The organism is Nocardia asteroides, from assembly GCF_021183625.1.
In the GTDB taxonomy this organism is placed as follows: domain Bacteria; phylum Actinomycetota; class Actinomycetes; order Mycobacteriales; family Mycobacteriaceae; genus Nocardia; species Nocardia asteroides_A.
Genome location: NZ_CP089214.1, coordinates 3,986,805 through 4,002,128 on the forward strand (window position 1 = coordinate 3,986,805; position 15,324 = coordinate 4,002,128).

17 protein-coding genes are annotated in these 15,324 nt (G+C 72.0%); 7 read left to right on the plus strand and 10 right to left on the minus strand.

What is annotated here, in order from left to right; translation table 11 throughout:
• Positions 1 to 86: 86 nt before the first annotated feature.
• A complete protein-coding gene (locus tag LTT61_RS18895) occupies positions 87 to 908 on the plus strand; it encodes a class I SAM-dependent methyltransferase (protein ID WP_233015418.1) in 822 nt (273 codons plus the stop codon).
• 53 nt (positions 909 to 961) lie between these two features.
• Here the strand turns inward: LTT61_RS18895 and LTT61_RS18900 are convergent, their stop codons facing one another.
• Positions 962 to 1,729 (minus strand): SDR family NAD(P)-dependent oxidoreductase, encoded by a 768-nt coding sequence (locus tag LTT61_RS18900; RefSeq protein ID WP_233015419.1) that lies wholly within the window; start codon positions 1,727 to 1,729, stop codon positions 962 to 964.
• A gap of 137 nt (positions 1,730 to 1,866) precedes the next feature.
• On the opposite strand from LTT61_RS18900, the gene LTT61_RS18905 reads away from it, so the two are divergent.
• Together LTT61_RS18905 and LTT61_RS18910 are read left to right on the plus strand one after the other, a co-directional pair.
• Positions 1,867 to 2,745, plus strand: a complete 879-nt coding sequence (locus tag LTT61_RS18905) for an SDR family NAD(P)-dependent oxidoreductase (protein WP_233015420.1) — start codon at positions 1,867 to 1,869, stop codon at positions 2,743 to 2,745.
• A gap of 85 nt (positions 2,746 to 2,830) precedes the next feature.
• Positions 2,831 to 3,508 carry a TetR/AcrR family transcriptional regulator gene (locus LTT61_RS18910; protein WP_233015421.1) on the plus strand — a complete coding sequence of 226 codons (678 nt, stop codon included), beginning with the start codon at positions 2,831 to 2,833 and terminating at the stop codon, positions 3,506 to 3,508.
• Positions 3,509 to 3,512: 4 nt separating this feature from the next.
• Here LTT61_RS18910 and LTT61_RS18915 read toward each other — a convergent pair whose 3' ends face one another.
• The 4 genes from LTT61_RS18915 to LTT61_RS18930 form a co-directional block, all read right to left on the minus strand.
• Entirely contained in the window at positions 3,513 to 4,211 is a 699-nt protein-coding gene (locus LTT61_RS18915; protein WP_233015422.1) for a TMEM165/GDT1 family protein, read from the minus strand.
• Positions 4,212 to 4,316: 105 nt separating this feature from the next.
• Positions 4,317 to 4,844 carry a peptidase gene (locus tag LTT61_RS18920; RefSeq protein ID WP_233015423.1) on the minus strand — a complete coding sequence of 176 codons (528 nt, stop codon included), beginning with the start codon at positions 4,842 to 4,844 and terminating at the stop codon, positions 4,317 to 4,319.
• 150 nt (positions 4,845 to 4,994) lie between these two features.
• Positions 4,995 to 5,618: a superoxide dismutase gene (locus LTT61_RS18925; protein WP_233015424.1), complete on the minus strand. Its 624-nt coding sequence runs from the start codon at positions 5,616 to 5,618 to the stop codon at positions 4,995 to 4,997.
• A 117-nt stretch (positions 5,619 to 5,735) separates the two neighbouring features.
• Positions 5,736 to 6,461, minus strand: coding sequence for a hypothetical protein (locus LTT61_RS18930; protein WP_233015425.1), 726 nt, complete (start codon positions 6,459 to 6,461; stop codon positions 5,736 to 5,738).
• Positions 6,462 to 7,020: 559 nt separating this feature from the next.
• Here LTT61_RS18930 and LTT61_RS18935 point away from each other — a divergent pair.
• Genes LTT61_RS18935 through LTT61_RS18950 form a run of 4 tightly spaced genes read left to right on the plus strand, consistent with a single transcriptional unit; the run spans position 7,021 to position 10,186 of the window.
• Positions 7,021 to 7,389 carry a rhodanese-like domain-containing protein gene (locus LTT61_RS18935; RefSeq protein ID WP_233015426.1) on the plus strand — a complete coding sequence of 123 codons (369 nt, stop codon included), beginning with the start codon at positions 7,021 to 7,023 and terminating at the stop codon, positions 7,387 to 7,389.
• Positions 7,390 to 7,411: 22 nt separating this feature from the next.
• Positions 7,412 to 8,461, plus strand: a complete 1,050-nt coding sequence (locus LTT61_RS18940) for a DUF4328 domain-containing protein (RefSeq protein ID WP_233015427.1) — start codon at positions 7,412 to 7,414, stop codon at positions 8,459 to 8,461.
• Positions 8,458 to 9,228 (plus strand): glycerophosphodiester phosphodiesterase, encoded by a 771-nt coding sequence (locus LTT61_RS18945; RefSeq protein WP_233015428.1) that lies wholly within the window; start codon positions 8,458 to 8,460, stop codon positions 9,226 to 9,228. Before LTT61_RS18940 ends, LTT61_RS18945 begins: the two co-directional genes overlap by 4 nt.
• A gap of 37 nt (positions 9,229 to 9,265) precedes the next feature.
• Positions 9,266 to 10,186 (plus strand): DUF5926 family protein, encoded by a 921-nt coding sequence (locus LTT61_RS18950; protein WP_233015429.1) that lies wholly within the window; start codon positions 9,266 to 9,268, stop codon positions 10,184 to 10,186.
• Between the two features lie 78 nt (positions 10,187 to 10,264).
• Here the strand turns inward: LTT61_RS18950 and LTT61_RS18955 are convergent, their stop codons facing one another.
• From LTT61_RS18955 to LTT61_RS18980, 5 genes are all read right to left on the minus strand, one after another.
• The gene (locus LTT61_RS18955; RefSeq protein ID WP_233015430.1) at positions 10,265 to 10,813 is read right to left on the minus strand and encodes a ferritin; all 549 of its coding nucleotides are present in this window, start codon (positions 10,811 to 10,813) and stop codon (positions 10,265 to 10,267) included.
• Positions 10,814 to 10,910: 97 nt separating this feature from the next.
• Complete coding sequence (locus LTT61_RS18960) at positions 10,911 to 11,471, minus strand: ferritin (RefSeq protein WP_233015431.1); 561 nt, start codon at positions 11,469 to 11,471, stop codon at positions 10,911 to 10,913.
• A 9-nt stretch (positions 11,472 to 11,480) separates the two neighbouring features.
• Complete coding sequence (locus LTT61_RS18965) at positions 11,481 to 12,674, minus strand: LCP family protein (RefSeq protein WP_233021081.1); 1,194 nt, start codon at positions 12,672 to 12,674, stop codon at positions 11,481 to 11,483.
• A 550-nt stretch (positions 12,675 to 13,224) separates the two neighbouring features.
• Complete coding sequence (locus LTT61_RS18975) at positions 13,225 to 14,007, minus strand: CPBP family intramembrane glutamic endopeptidase (protein WP_233015432.1); 783 nt, start codon at positions 14,005 to 14,007, stop codon at positions 13,225 to 13,227.
• Positions 14,008 to 14,021: 14 nt separating this feature from the next.
• Positions 14,022 to 15,266, minus strand: coding sequence for an oxygenase MpaB family protein (locus LTT61_RS18980; RefSeq protein ID WP_233015433.1), 1,245 nt, complete (start codon positions 15,264 to 15,266; stop codon positions 14,022 to 14,024).
• Positions 15,267 to 15,324 lie beyond the last annotated feature (58 nt).

The window sequence follows — 15,324 nt, forward strand, 5'->3', positions numbered from 1 at the left end:
CGTCCGTTTTCCGCACGATTCCGCGTACCGCGGTTTGCCAGCCGGATGCGGACGTAGTCTGGTGCGGTCGAGAGGATCGTCGGAACATGTCGGGGAGCCCGCTGGAGGCCGCGGAGGTCTGGGACGCGGTCGCGGTCGGGTACGGGGAATTCGCCGCCGCGGTCATGCGGCCCTTCGCCACGCTCGCGCTGGAGTTCGCCGCGCTGACCGGGGAGTCGGCGGTGGTCGACGTGGCCGCGGGCACCGGCGCGCTCACCCTGCCCGCCGCCGCGCGGGCCGGTCGGGTCTGCGCGGTGGACATCTCGCCGGGGATGCTGCGTTTGCTGGAGGCCGCGGCGGCCGCCGCCGAGCTGGACAACATCGTGACCGACGTGGCCGACGCCAGGGCGCTGCCGTACGCGAACCGCAGCTTCGACGCCGCCTTCTCCATGTTCGGGCTGATGTTCTTCCCTGACCGCTACCGCGCGCTCGGCGAGCTGTACCGGGTGCTCCGCCCCGGCGGCACCGTCGTGATCTCGAACTGGGCGCCGATCTGCGAATCCCCGCTGCTGACCCTGCTCTACGAGGCGTTCCGGGAGGCGGTGCCCGAGCTCGGCGAGCCGCAGCAGGACTTCCTCAGCCTGGAGAACCCGGAGGTGTTCCAGAGCGAGCTGCGCCGGGCCGGGTTCCACGGGGTGGTGATCCAGCGGCACTCCATCGTCACCCGGTTCGCCGACGGCGTCGAGCTCTGGGAGACCATGGTGGCCAGCAGCGCCGCGCTGCAGGTGATGCGGGTGCTGTGGGGCGTGGAGCGGTGGAGCGAGCGCTCCGGGCGGGTCAGGGACTACCTGGACCGGCGGTACCGCCCGAACCAGCCGCTGCCCGCCATCGCGCTGCTCGGCATCGGGCACAAGCCGCAGCCGGCCTGAGACGGGTGAACCCCCCGCGACCGGAGCCGTGGGGGGTTCGCCGTGCGCGGAGACTAGCGCGGGGCCATGCGCAGCGCGCCGTCCATCCGGATGGTCTCGCCGTTGAGGTAGTCGTGCTCGACGATGTACTGCGAGAGCTGCGCGTACTCCTCCGGGCGGCCGAGCCGGGACGGGAACGGCACCCCGGCCTCCAGGCCCTTGCGGTACTCCTCGGTGACACCGGCCAGCATCGGGGTGTCGATGATGCCGGGGGCGATGGTGTTCACCCGGATGCCGAACTGCGCGAGGTCGCGCGCGGCCGGGACGGTCATGCCGTGCACGCCGCCCTTGGAGGCGGAGTAGGCGATCTGGCCGATCTGGCCCTCGAAGGCCGCGACCGAGGCTGTGTTGATCACCACACCGCGCTGGCCGAACTCGTCCACCGGGTCGGTCTTCGAGATGGCGTCGGCGGCCAGCCGCATGACGTTGAACGAGCCGAGCAGGTTCACCGTGATGACGGTGCGGAACAGCTCCAGATCGTGCGGGCCGTTCTTGGACAGGATGCGCCCGGCCCAGCCGACCCCGGCGCAGTTCACCACGATGCGCAGCGGGACGCCGGACTCGACGACCTTCGCGACCGCGGCGGCGACATCGTCACCGCTGGTGACATCGGCGGCCAGCAGCGTGACGCCGTCGGGTACGTTGTCGCCTGCGCGCTCGATCGACTGCGGGATGTCGAGCCCGAACACGGTCGCACCCAGGTCGGCGAAGCGCTTGGCGGTGGCGGCACCCAGGCCGGATGCCCCTCCGGTGACGATGGCGGCGGAACCCGAAATCTCCACGATGGTCCTCTCGTTCGTGACAGCCCATTGGCACTCTGGGTCATTCGCACCCTAACCGGTCAGTTTTTCCGGTTCGCCCGCGTCCCTGCCCCCGCGATCAGCGAACACTGTTGTTCGTGAGGTGGTACCGTCGAAACATGAAGCTGTCCGCCGGTGCTTCGCTCGCCGGTCGCAAGATTCTGATCACCGGTGCGGCCCGCGGTATCGGCGCCGCCCTCGCCAGGCAGTTGCACGCCCGCGGCGCCGCGGTGGCGCTGCTCGGGCTGGAGCCGGACCTGCTCGCCGATGTCGCCGCCGACTGCGGCGACGCCCCGTGGCGCTACTGCGACGTCGGTGACCAGGCCCAGGTGGAGCGGGTGGTCCGGACCCTGGTGGGGGAGCTCGGCGGGCTCGACGTCGTGGTCTCGAACGCGGGCATCGCCAAGCAGTTCCCGCTGTTGAGCGGGGACGCGGGGGTGCTGGAGGAGACGCTCGCGGTGAACGTGCTCGGCGTCTACTACACGCTGCGCGCCACCGGCCCGCACGTCGCGCACCCCGGCGGCTACGTGCTGCTGGTCTCCTCGCTCGCCGGCGCGGTGAACCTGCCGCTGGCCGGGGCGTACAGCGTCTCCAAGGCCGGGGTCGAGGTGCTCGGCAACACCCTGCGCAACGAGATCAGGCACACCGGCGCCAAGGTCGGGATCGCCTACTTCGCCGAACTGGACACCGATATGACCTCGCGCGGCTTCGGCACCGCGGCCGCCCGCGCCATCCTCGGCCGGGCTACGGTGTCCGGCGTCGCCCCGCTCGGCCCGGCGATCGATACGCTCGAACGCGCCATTCTGCGGCGCCGGAGGCAGGTGGTCTCGCCCTGGTGGGTGGCCGGGGTGCTTCCCTTCCGCGGGATCGCCCAGCGCGTGATCGACGTGGCCCTGCGGCACGGCGTCGAGCAGGCGGTGGAGATCGCGCGCACCGAGCGCGCCGGCTTCACCACCGACCAGCCGCCGCGGACACGGAGGATCGAGCGATCGGCCTGACACCGGGTTGTGCACAATGGACAGGCCCGGTGGCCCGTCCAGGATTCGGCGGCGGCGCTACCCCCGAGCAACGGAGCCGACCCAGATGACCGAACCGGTGCCAAGCCGCCGTCACCTGCCGCGCGGCAGGCACGGCCTGCCGCGCGAGCAGGTGGTGGCGTCCCAGCGCGAACGCATCCTGAGCGCGATGGCCGAGGCGATGGTGGAGTACGGCTACATCGGGACGTCGGTGGCCGCCATCCTCAAGCGCGCCGGGGTGTCGAGGGAGACCTTCTACGAGCAGTTCCGCTCCAAGGAGCACTGCTTCGAGGCCACCTACGAGCGCGCGGTGACCCTGCTCCTCGACAAGATCGAGCGGGCCGCGGCGACCGTGGACGACCCGGCGGCGATGGACGAGTGGGCCATCCGCAGCAACCGGATGGACCGGATCTTCGATGCCTACCTCGAGTATCTGGTCGACGATCCGGCCAGCGCGCGGGTCTTCCTGGTCGAGGTGTTCGCGGTGGGCTCGCCCGCGGTGGCCCGCAGGGCCGAGCTGCAGCGGCTCTTCGTCGAGCTGATCGCCGAGGTGCTCGACGTGCAGACCGACGCGCAGATGTTCGCCTGCGCCGCGCTGGCGGCCGGAATCGGCGGCATGGTGACCGGGCGGATCGCGGCGGGCGACATGGCCGGGGTGCGCGCGCTGCGCGCGCCGCTCCTGGATCTGGTGCACCGCGGCGGCGCGCTCTACGGCAACGCCTTCGCCGAGCCGGCCCGGCGCTGAGGAGTCAGCGCTCGGCGCGCACCGGCGGCTCGGCGGGCCGCTCCGCGCGCCCGCGGCGCAGCGCGAGCAGCGCGGCACCGGCCAGCGCGGGGGCGACGAGGGCGAGCAGCGCGGCGATCGGTGCGGTGAGTACGGTGCCGAGCCCGGTCAGCGAGCCGAAGTAGAGGAAGAGCAGCCCGGAGCCGATGCCGATGGCGTGCTCGGGCAGGTGCTTGCCGAGCAGGATGCCGAGCGCGATGGCGAGCGCGTCGGCGGCGACCATGCCGATGGTCGAGCCGATCCAGACCCCGAGCCAGTCGTAGTCGGTGGCGAGCGCCGCGGTGGCGAACATCGTGCGATCGCCCAGCTCCGCGAGCAGGAAGGCCGAGCTGACGACGAAGAACGGCGCCGCCCGCGTCCTGAGCTTCGGTTCTTCCTCGGGCTCGTCCTCGGCGCCGCCCGCGTGCTCCCGCAGCGTCCAGACGCCGACCGCGAGGAAGATCACCGCGGCGAGCAGCGCGATGGCGGTGGTCGGCAGCGCCGAGCCGAGGAAGTGGCCGACGCCGACCGAGATCAGGTGCACGCCCGCGGCGGCGACGGCGATGCCGCTCAGCACCACCCACCAGCGGTACTTGAGCGCGAATGTCAGCGCCATCAGCTGCGACTTGTCGCCGAGCTCGGCGAGGAAGACGATGCCGACGGCCAGCATTGCGGTGGTGAACACAAATCGAATCTACCTGCGGAAACGCGGGTAGGGCAATAGTGTTCTCGTCAAAAGGCAACCGCCACAATAAGTTTGGGAATCCCCGTTCCGAAAGTTAGGGAACCCTCAAGCTGCGAGCAGCATGGCCAGAACCGCGGTGTCGGGATCGCTGATCGGGTCCACCCCGACCCGGCTGACCAGCGACGTCACCGTTCCGTCCGACTCCGCCTCGGCCCACGCCGCGCGGTGCTGGAGGCCCAGGTGCGGCACTCCGGGCAGCAGCACGCAGCCCGAAGCGGCGCCGGCGCACTCCGGAAGTGTGGGCTTCGTCTCCGACGGCGGGTGCAGCATGATCAGCGCGGGCGGCACCGGATCGGCGAACCGGCCGGGCGGCAGCGCCTCCGCGCCGAGCACCGGCCCCTCGGCCAGCACCATGCCGATGGTGCCGGGCGCCGGGTCGTCGGGCAGGTCCTCGCGCACCCCGAAGACGGTGGTGGTGGCGAGCAGCCCGGGCATGGAGGCCACCCGGACGGCCAGGATCAGGAACTGGGCCCACTCCTTGGTGCTGTCCGGCCAGCGGCCGGAGATCACGAAGCCGCGCAGTACCCCGCTGGAGTGGAACGGTGTGATGCCGATGGGTTCGTTCGCGCGCATTGCTGCCTCCCGTGCCGTGGGAGTTCCGAGGATGACGCAGAGATCATCTGGCACACAAGTACCAACGACTGCCAGCGACGAACGCTTTACCCGCCCGAAACACACGCCGGCCCGCGGACATTCGTCCGCGGGCCGTCGGAGCGGGTCGGCTCAGCCGAAGATCAGGCCGTTGGCCTGGCCGGTCGCCTTGGCGAAGCGGTCCTGGACGTCGGCCCAGTTGACCACGTTCCAGAACGCGGTCACGTAATCCGCCTTCACGTTCTTGTACTGCAGGTAGAAGGCGTGCTCCCACATGTCCACCTGGAGCAGCGGGATGATGCCGAGCGGCACGTTGGCCTGCTGGTCGTACAGCTGGAAGGTGAGCAGCTTCTGGCCGAGGGTGTCGTAGCCGAGCACGGCCCAGCCGGAGCCCTGCAGGCCGTTGGCCGCGGCGGTGAACTGCGCGCGGAACTTGTCGAACGAGCCGAAGTGGTCGTCGATCGCGGCGGCCAGCTCGCCGACCGGCTTGTCGCCGCCGTTCGGGGAGAGGTTCTTCCACCAGATGGAGTGGTTGACGTGGCCGCCGAGGTGGAAGGCGAGGTTCTTCTCGTGCAGGAAGATCGCGCCGTGGTCACCCGCCTCGCGGGCACCCTCGAGCTTCTCCAGCGCGGTGTTCACGCCCGCCACGTAGGCGGCGTGGTGCTTGGAATGGTGAATCTCGTTGATCTGCCCGGAGATGTGGGGCTCCAGGGCGCTGTAGTCGTAATCCAGATCCGGCAGCGTGTACTCAGCCACGTTGTCCCTTCCTGTGTCGGGCCGGGGCGCGTTCCGGCTCGGAACCACCCCCGACCATCATTCGTACACTTGCTCGGTATCAACCGGCGTCTCGGCACGGTATTCCGCGCACCCTGATCACAACGGCGGCGCGATACCGGGCCGGACGGCGCGCGGGTCGCCCGCGTCGTGCGCCGCCCACCAGCGCCTGCCGTCGGCGACGAAGTGCGCCGCCGAGAGCTCGGCGCCGGTGGCGTCCTGCACGGCGAGCTCGTCGAACCACACCCGGACGTCCAGCTCGCGCGGGTCGACCCCCTCCTCCTGGGAGAACTCGAAGACGTGCGCGCCGGGCCGCTCGGGGTCGAGCACCGCGTCGAAGCTGAGCAGTTCGCGCCAGAGCGACCAGCCGCTGTCGTCCACGTCGACGAACTCCCAGCCGTGCAGCCTGCCGCCGCCGAAGCTCTTGATCGCCTGGTCGAGGGTGTCCGGGGTGAGCGGGAGGATGTCGGCGTCGACGTGGTTCCAGCGCTGGGCGCGCAGCGAGGCGGCCACCCGGCCGACCCCGCGCAGCGTCAGCCGGACCCTGCCGTCCCTGCCGTCCGCTGGGACCCCGGAGCGGGTCTCCGGTAGCCGCAGCACCTCCAGCTCCAGGCAGAGCGTGCGGCCGTCCGGGTCGAACGCCGAGCCCAGGCAGACCGCCTCGGCCAGGGCGATGTTCAGCCCCGCGGTATCGAGCAGCGGATCGAGGGCGCGGGAATCGTGCCCGGCATCACGCCGCGCGATGACCTCGGCGGGTGCGGCGGCCGGCTCGGTTTCCGGCGTCGAGGTGGGGTCGAGTGCCGTCTTCCGTGCGCCGCTGGTCATAGCGCCAGGCTACCGATGGCGCCGCCCCGCGTCGGTATTTCCGCAGGAAGAGTCCCGTGGCCCGGCAGCGAGGTCGCCGGCCGAGGGAACCGAAACGATCTCGGCGCCGTCCAACTAGATATCGGGACCTCCCTGGGTTTCGAGCCGGCGGCGAGTGGCCGCTCCGGGATGTTTGGAGGGGAGTCCCGGATCGGTCGCTCCCACCGCCGGCGAAGCGCGCAGCCTGTGGATAACTCGGTGGACAGCTTCTGCGACGAAGTTCACCGAGAGGTAGCTGAAGAGCCTGATGCGATAGTCGCCGCCTGTGAATCGCGTACGGCGCGATAGCTGACCCCTGTGGATCAGGTTGTGGAATCTGTGGATAACTCGGTCGTGGCCATGCACAACACGGGGAGATCGAGAGCGGCGTCCGGCGCCGGAGCTTCGAAACCTACCCCATGCTCGTTCGCGCTGTCGAATAGGCGACCGGGCGGTGTGCGGATCCGGCGGGAGCGGTCAGCTGTGGATACCCGGTGGACAATTCGCACGGGCGCCCGGCACGCATGGCAGGATCGGAACCGTGACGAGCCCCGATGTTCCGACGGTTCCGGTCAGGGAGGTCCCCGGCGCGTTCGACGCGGTCGAGCCGGCGGCGGTCACCCCGCCGGCGATCCTGCTCGACGTGCGCGAGGACGACGAGTGGCGCCTCGGCCACGCGCCCGGCGCGGTGCACATCCCGATGGCCGACGTGCCCGCCCGGGTCGGCGAGCTCGACCCGGATGCCGACATCTACGTGATCTGCCGCCAGGGCGGCCGGTCGCTGGAGGTGGTCAGGTACCTGGCCAACATCGGGTACGAGGCGGTGAACGTCGGCGGTGGCATGGTGTCCTGGCAGCAGGCGGGGCGCCCGCTGACCGCCGACGGCGACCACGAGGCGCGGATCTACTGAAGGGCGGGAAGCGGTGAGTACGGTGGTGCAGCCTTGCGCCAGGTGCGGCGCGCGCTGGGCGGTGCACGGCGCGCCCATGCACTGGTGCCCGCGCTGCCGCGGCGTCCTGCTCTCGCCCGGGCCGGTGGACGCGCCGCCGGAGCGGCGCAACTACCGCTGGGTCGCGCGCAAACCTGAGCATCGCGGCGTCCGCGGCGCCGGGCGGCCGCGGGCCGCCGCGGCGCCGGGCACCCCGAGCTACGCCGAGATCCCGCGCTGGGGGCTGCTCGACACCCCGGCCGCGCCTGCGGCCGGCCCCGCGAGCAGGCAGGCCCGCGCGGCCGCCGCGGCCGGGCGGCTGCTGCTCTGGACCGCGCTCGCCTTCGCGCTGGCCGCGCTGGCCGAGCTGGGGCGCTACGCGATCCTGCTCTACAACCGCACCCGGCTGGTCGCGCCGCTGCTGCTCCGCGTCTCCGACGCGGCGGTGCTCACCTTCGCGGTGCTCGCCTGCGTGCTCGCGCTGCTCGCCGCCATCGCCGCGGTGGCCAGACTGATCGAGCTGCGTGCGGCGGCCTACGTCCGGGTCGGCGGGCGGGATCCGCGCTCGCCGCGAACGCTGCTGCTCGGCAGCCTGATCCCGGTGCTCAACCTGGTCTGGCCCGGCGTCTTCCTCACCGAGGCGCTCACCGGCCGGGACGACCCGCGCGCGCTGCGGCTCATCCGGATCTGGTGGGTGCTCTGGGTGCTCGGCGGCATCGCCGCGGTGGCCGCGCTGGGCTGGCGTGGTGCCGACTCGCTGCAGAGCAAGGCGGACGGCGTGCTCTTCACCGCGCTCACCGACCTGGTCGCCGTCGCTGTCGCGCTGCTGACATTCGGTGTGCTCAACGCGCTCTCCGGCCGCGACCTGCGCGGCCGGGCCCGGAGCGCGCACCGCCTGACCGTCGCGGTCGACCCCGCGGTCCCGGTCATCGCGCCGCTGCACCGCACCGAGCAGCCGCAATCGACCGCCGACGCGCGCGAGAACTCGGCGGCGGGTGACAATACCGGCGACGAAGCGGGCGACCGCGAACAGGAGGAGGTCGGGGCCAAGTGACCCAGGGCAGTCGCGCGCCGTTCGTGGTCGCGCACCGCGGCGCCTCGGCGGCGCGGCCGGAACACACCCTCGCCGCCTACGAGCTCGCGCTGGAGGAGGGTGCCGACGGCGTCGAGTGCGACGTCCGGCTGACCCGCGACGGGCACCTGGTCTGCGTGCACGACCGCACCGTCGACCGCACCTCCGACGGCAGCGGCCTCGTCAGCGAGCTCACCCTGGCCGAGCTGGCCGACCTCGACTTCGGCGCCCCCGGCGCCCCGGCCGGGCTGCTCACCCTCGCCGAGCTGATCCAGCTGGTGCTGGACTGGCGCAGCCGACCGACCAAGCTCTTCATCGAGACCAAGCACCCGGTGCGCTACGGCGCGCTGGTCGAGAACAAGCTGCTCGCCGAGTTGCAGCGCTTCGGGATCGCGACCCCGGCCTCCGCGGACCACTCGCGCGCGGTGGTGATGTCGTTCGCGGCGAGCGCGGTCTGGCGGATCCGCCGCGCCGCGCCGCTGCTGCCGACGGTGCTGCTCGGCGAGTCCTCGCGCTACCTCGGCGGCAGCGCGGCCACCACGGTCGGCGCCACCGCCGTCGGGCCGTCGGTCAAGACCCTGCGCGAGCATCCGGACCTGGTGGACAAGGCCGCCGCGGCGGGCCGCGCCACCTACTGCTGGACCGTCGACGACCCGGAGGACGTCACGCTCTGCGCCGAACTCGGGGTCAGCTGGGTGGCCACCAACCACCCCGGCCGCACCAAGGCGCTGCTCGCCGCCCCCGCTTGAACCACACCGGCTCCGCGACCCTGTAGGTTGACCCCTCGTGGGTAAGAGCAAGCGCAACACTCCGAAGCCCGAAAGCAACCGGGCCCAGCGGCTCGCCGAGCGCAGGGCGGCGCAGGAGCAGGCGGCCAACGCCGTCACCCGGCCGTTCCAGGGACTGGCCGCCGAGTGCGACCTGGTCGCGCTCCGCGAGTTCGTGCCCTCCGCGACCGCGGAGCTGAAGCTCGCGCCCGGCGTCGCCGCCGAGCGCTCGGTGGTGCTGGCGACCGTGCTGCCCGGCGCCGTCGCCGCGCTGGTGCGGGCGGGCGACGAGGAGATCGGCTTCGTCGGCGTCCAGGTGCAGCAGCAGGGCCCCGACCCGGCGGCCGACCTCGCCGCCGCCATCCTGTGGACCCAGTCCGCCGAGGGCGGCGAGTCGCTGAGCAGCGCGAATGCCATCGAGGGCGGCCCGAGCCTGTTCGACGTGCTCGATCCGGGCGCCGACCTGGAGCTCACCGTGCACCAGGACTTCGACTGGTGGGTGCCCGCCGGCGTCACTCCGGACGCCCAGGTGGCCGCCACCATCGAGCAGGCGAAGCAGGCGATCATGCCGTCGGCGCGGATCGCGCTCGGCCCGGACGCGACCGGCGCCGCCTGGTGGGTGGATGCCGGGGAGAAGGCGCACGTGCGCTGGGTCCGGCCGGAGCCGGAGGACGAGCTGATGGCCGCGCTGGCCCGGCTGCACGCCGCGGGTGGGCTGCACCTCGGTGACGGCTCGCGCTTCGCGGGCACCTTCCGCACGCACGGCCTGCTGGTCCCGGTCTTCGACCTGGACCGCGAGCGGCACCCGGACGAGTGGACCGCCCCCGCCGACGAGTTCGCGGCGCGGCTGGCGGCCGCGCTCGGCACGGACGAGCCGCTGAGCTCGGAGGAGCGGCGCTCCAGGGACGGGCTGCGCTCCCGCCAGGTCACCCTGCGCTGAGCGAACGGCAGCGGGCCCGGCTCCCCATGGGGAGCCGGGCCCGCGGTGTTCAGTCGCCGTAGAGCCGTCCGGGTTCGGTCAGACGTGCCCGCCGGCGGCGTGCGGCGCGCCGGAGGTGTCGGCGGGGCCGTCCATCTCGCGGGCGATGAACTCCTCCAGATCGAACAGGTTCGCACCGGCCCGGTCGGCGATGGTGAGCAGGGTGGTCATCCGTGCGACCTCCTCGACCTGCTCCTTCAGGAACCACTGCATGAACTGCTCGCCGAGGTAATCGCCCTCCTCGCGGGCGGTGCTGGCGAGCTGGACCACCTGGTCGGTGACGGTCTTCTCCTGCGCCAGCGCCAGCGCGATCGGCTCGCGGGCGTTCTCGAAGTGCGACTTGGCGGCGTCGACGCTGCTGATCTCGACGCTGATGTCGCGGTCGAGGAAGTACTGGACGATCATCATGGCGTGGTTGCGCTCTTCGACCGCCTGCTTGTAGAAGAGCTTGGCGAGCTGCGGCAGATCCGCGTTGTCGTACCAGACCGCTAGCGCGATGTACTGGTGCTCCGCATTGAATTCGTTGTGGATCTGATCCTGCAGCAGGCCGTGGAATTTACTGCGCGGGGGCTCCGGGTGGGTCGACATGTGAACGAGATTAGTGCTGGTCAAGGGCCTTGTCATCCAAGTACACCCTTATTGAGGATAGTATTGCCTAAACTCCGCGCGGAATGGAAAGCGCAATTCAGCTCGAGCTCCGGGAAACAATTCCGGGAATGCGCGGCGGTACTCCGATGGGCAGCGACGGGCGCGCCGACTGCTCCCGCGCCAGGAACTCCTCGACGTCGAAGAGATTGCCCCCGGCCCGCTCCACCACGGTGACCAGCGTGTTCGCCCGCGCCGCTTCCTCGATCTGCTTCTCCAGGAACCAGCCGGTGAACTGCTCGCCCAGGTAGTCGTTCGCCCGCCGGGCCTGCTGGGCCAGATCGGTGAGGCGCGCACTGCGCTCGCTCTCCAGCGCGCTGATGTGCGTGGCGGCATCCTGTGACGAACCGAACTCCGTGCGGATCGGATCGATTCCGGTCACCCCGACCGGCAGTTCCCGGTCCAGCAGGTAGCCGATCATGCGCAGCGCGTCGGTGCGGTTGTCCTCGGAACGCCGATACGCGTACGCCGCCGAGCGCGGCAGCTTGGCCGCGTCGAAGTACACCGCGACCGCGAGGTACTGCTGGGACGTGGTCAGCTCGAAACGGATGTGGTCGCGGAGCAGCCCCGCGAAGGGGTGCTCCACCGATAGCCCGGACATCCCTCGAAACTACCCCGTGCGGAGGTCATCGGGAATCGGCTGATCGTTGGCGAGGGCGTCGAAGAACCGGCTGGCCCGGTCCCGGTCCCAGAGCAGCACGTTGCCGCTGTCGGTGTCCTCGAAGCCGCCGATCGGCACCGTGGTGTTCACGGTGTCGCCGCGCATCGCCAAGCCGAGCGAGGCCACGTGCCAGAGGTGGTCGCCCTCGTCCACCTTCAGCGAGCCGACGGTGTCGGTGGCCAGCGGCCAGAGCGTGAACGGGTTGGCCAGCGTGCCCGCGCCGGTCGCCTTCTTCAGCAGCGCGGCCATGAACTTGCGCTGGTTGTTCATCCGGTCGATGTCGGCGAGCGCGGTGGCCCGGCTGCGGACGAAGCCGAGCGACTGCGGGCCGTCCAGGGTCTGGCAGCCTGCGGGCAGGTCGATGCCTGCCAGCGGGTCGCTGATCGGGGCGTCCAGGCAGACGTCGATGCCGCCGAGGGTGTCGACGACGGCGGCGAAGCCACCGAAGCCGATCTGCGCGTAGTGGTCGATGTGCAGGCCGGTGGCGCCCTCGACGGTCTGCACGAGCAGCGGCGGGCCGCCGAACGCGAACGAGGCGTTCAGCTTGTCCCTGCCCTGGCCGGGGATGCTCACGTAGGAGTCGCGCGGCAGGCTGACCAGCGTCGCCTGCCCCGACTTGGGGATGTGCACCAGGATGATGGTGTCGGTGCGCTCGGAGCCGACCTCGCCGCCGGTGGCGAGATCCTGCTCCTGCTCCGCCGAGAGCCCGGCCCTGCTGTCCGAGCCGACGAGCAGCCAGTTGGTGCCCGGGGTGTCGCCGATCCGGTCCTCGTACGCGCTGAGCGCGTCGATCCGGGTCAGCGAATTGTCCAGGTGCACGACGGCGGCCACCATGCCGACGATCAGGACCAGCAGGACGACGAGGAACCAGCGGAAGGGGTGCCGCTTGCGGCGCCTGCGCTCCGGCTGCGGGGCGCGCGGGGGAGCCCCGCGGCCGCGCGACGGCGGCGGGGGCGGGCGGCGCTCGTCCCGGTAGGGCTGCGGCTGCTGCGGCGGCGCGTGCCGCGCCCGCTGCGGCCGCTGCTGCGATTGCTGCGGTTGCTGGGTGGGGTGCTTGCTGGTGTAGCGCCGGGTGGCCTGCTCCGGCTCGGGTGACTGCGAGTAGGCGAGCCCCGGATCGCGCCTGCCGTCCCGGCGCACCACCTGGGTCGGCTCGATCCCGCCCGCCCCCGGCGGCGGGCGGCGCTGGTCACCGCCGGGCTGGCGGGCGCCGGGGGGCTGGCTGCGGCGTGGATCCCCGCCGGCGGGCTGATCGCGGCGGGGATCGCCCCCGGCGCGCTGGTCGGAGCGTTGATCGCCGCTGCGCGGCGGCTGCGCAACGGGGCCCGCCGGATTGCCCCGGCGCGGCGGCTGCCCACCCGGCCCGACCGGATTGCCGCCGCGCGGCGGCTGCCCGCCCGGGCCGACCGGGTTGCCGCCGCGGGGCGGCTGCCCGCCGGAACTCGGCTGGTTGCCGCCGCGGGGCGGGTTACCCCTGCCGGGAACGGGTCGGCCGCCCGCGGGATTTCCCCCGCCCGGCGGGGGCCCCGGCCGGTGCCCTTGCTGTCCGGGCGGCGGCGTCCGGCGCGCAGGGTACTTCGGGTCCTCGCCGTTCATCATGCAGACTCTACTGATCCGTCGGGTCGATCGGGCGGTACGCGGGATCCCCCCGCTCACTTGATGAATCACCCCGGGGGCCGCCGGTGTTATCGGCTCAGGGCAACCAGCCGACGTGGCCGCGGAGCGCGGTGTAGCCGACGTAGGCGATGGTGTCGATCAGCGCGTGCGCGACGAGCAGCGGCCAGAGCCGCCCGGTGCGCTGCCACCAGCGCCCGAAGACCAGCCCCATCACCACGTTGCCGAGCCCGCCGCCGAGCCCCTGGTACAGGTGGTAGCTGCCGCGCAGCAGCGCCGAGGCCAGCAGCGACGAGTTCTCCGACCAGCCGAGCCCGCGCAGCCGGGTGAGCAGGTACCCGACCACGATGATCTCCTCCGCCGCCGAGTTGGCGCAGGCGGAGAGGATCAGCACCGGCAGCCGCCACCAGTGCTCGCCGAGCGAACTCGGCACGATCGTCACGCTGAAGCCGAGCGCCTGCGCGAGCAGGTAGAGCCCGAGCCCGGGCAGCCCGATCAGCGCGGTGAAGCCGAGCCCGGCGAGCAGGTCGCCGCGCAGGCGGTCCCTGGCCAGCCCGACCGCCTTCGGCCCGATCCCGCTGCGCCACAGCAGGTAGAGCCCGAGCGCGGCCCACGCGACCAGCCGGAGCACGCCGAGCAGCTGGAAGGCCAGGTCGAGCAGCGGCTGGTCGGCGCGCGAGGCGTTCAGCGCGACGGTCCGGCCGCCGACCCCGCCGGGCTGCAGCGCGCTCTCCAGCAGCGACAGCGCGGCGCTGAGCCCGCTCGCCCCGAAGGTGAGGGCGAGGACGATCACGACCTCGATCCGGAGTGCGCGCCGCTCGGACTCGTCGAGCGGGCTTGGCGGGGCTGGGTCGGCGGGCATGACAGCGAATCTAGTCAGCGGCGGAACTCCTCGACCGGCGTGTACTCGGCTGCCGCCGCGCCCATCTCGTTGCGGTACCAGCTCTCCCTGCGGGCGCGCTGCACTCGATCGGCCACCCGGTCGAGGCCGGGGATCAGCCTGCGCGCCGTCTCCAGCGTGAGCAGCACCGGGAACTGCGCCAGCGGGTGCAGCACCCAGGGCAGCCTGCGCGGCATGGCGTGCCTGGCGTAGGTGCCCGGCGGCAGCCAGAAGGCGGTGTAGCCGATCTGCATCCGGTAGTTGACCTCGTCGCGCAGCCGCTTGCGCCAGGGTGTGCCCGGCTTCGGCTCGAAGGCGGGCAGGTAGGACTCGACCAGTTCAGCCCCGTCCGCCCCCGCGGTGTGCGCGCGCTTCACGAAGGCGGCGAACATGAGCTGCACCGACTCCCGGAAGTCGCGCGGGTACCAGTCGGGCTGCACGCCGAGCAGGTACCCGACGTAGCGCCAGAAGTGCAGCGTCGCCTCGATCTCCCGCTTCGTGGTCTGCAGCCCGATGCTCCAGAGCGCGAGCCCGGGCACCACGCTGCCCGCCATCAGGGTGAGCGTGGCGTCGCCGACGCTGATCGGCACGCCCAAGGCGGCGGCGTCCCACTCCGGGCGCCGCACCAGTTTGCGCCGGATGAAGACGTGCATGATCCGCACCCGCATGGTGGTCTGCCTGCCGCGGGCGCCGAGCTCCAGGCCGCCCGGCTCGGAGATGTCGATCCAGAACCGCACCGTCTCCAGTTGCCGCTTGTGCGCGCGGGCGCCCGCGTAGCCGCCGGTGTAGGCCAGCGGCTTGGTGATCGAGCTCTCCGAGTACATCTCCAGCGTGCTGGTGGTGGCGAAGGCGAAGACCGAGGTGCCCCAGCGGCGGAAGACCTCGGCGCCGCGCTCGACGAGCGCCGGCTCCAGCCAGGGCGGCGGGGTCTCGAACTCGGCGAAGAGCCGGACCAGGGTGGCGGGCGGGTCGGGCACGGCGTCGATGCCGTGCTCCAGCGCGAGGTCGAGCATGGCGCGGCCCGCCTTGGGACCGGCTTCGCCCAGGTAGACCTCGTCCACGAAGGCCTCGGCGACCGGGTCGGCCTGGTAGTAGGCGGCGGCGAAGCGGTGCACGAGCTCGTCGTCGGGTTGCGGGTCGAAGCGGAAGATCGTGCGCCAGAGCCTGCGCATGCGCTGTACGGCCGGGTCGTTCACCCGGTCCCAGTACCTGAATTCGTCCGGCGCTATTCGAGTTGCCACGTATTCAGCGTAAAGTGAGCAAAAGCTCAGGTTCTACTCGCATTTTCCGGGGGTGGGT

Bases quoted from the DNA above. Each gene is read 5' to 3' on its own strand.
- LTT61_RS18975 (WP_233015432.1), bottom strand. From the start codon at position 14,007: ATGCCCGCCGACCCAGCCCCGCCAAGCCCGCTCGACGAGTCCGAGCGG.
- LTT61_RS18910 (WP_233015421.1), top strand. From the start codon at position 2,831: ATGACCGAACCGGTGCCAAGCCGCCGTCACCTGCCGCGCGGCAGGCAC.
- LTT61_RS18930 (WP_233015425.1), bottom strand. From the start codon at position 6,461: ATGACCAGCGGCGCACGGAAGACGGCACTCGACCCCACCTCGACGCCG.
- LTT61_RS18905 (WP_233015420.1), top strand. From the start codon at position 1,867: ATGAAGCTGTCCGCCGGTGCTTCGCTCGCCGGTCGCAAGATTCTGATC.
- LTT61_RS18895 (WP_233015418.1), top strand. From the start codon at position 87: ATGTCGGGGAGCCCGCTGGAGGCCGCGGAGGTCTGGGACGCGGTCGCG.
- LTT61_RS18960 (WP_233015431.1), bottom strand. From the start codon at position 11,471: ATGTCCGGGCTATCGGTGGAGCACCCCTTCGCGGGGCTGCTCCGCGAC.
- LTT61_RS18955 (WP_233015430.1), bottom strand. From the start codon at position 10,813: ATGTCGACCCACCCGGAGCCCCCGCGCAGTAAATTCCACGGCCTGCTG.
- LTT61_RS18920 (WP_233015423.1), bottom strand. From the start codon at position 4,844: ATGCGCGCGAACGAACCCATCGGCATCACACCGTTCCACTCCAGCGGG.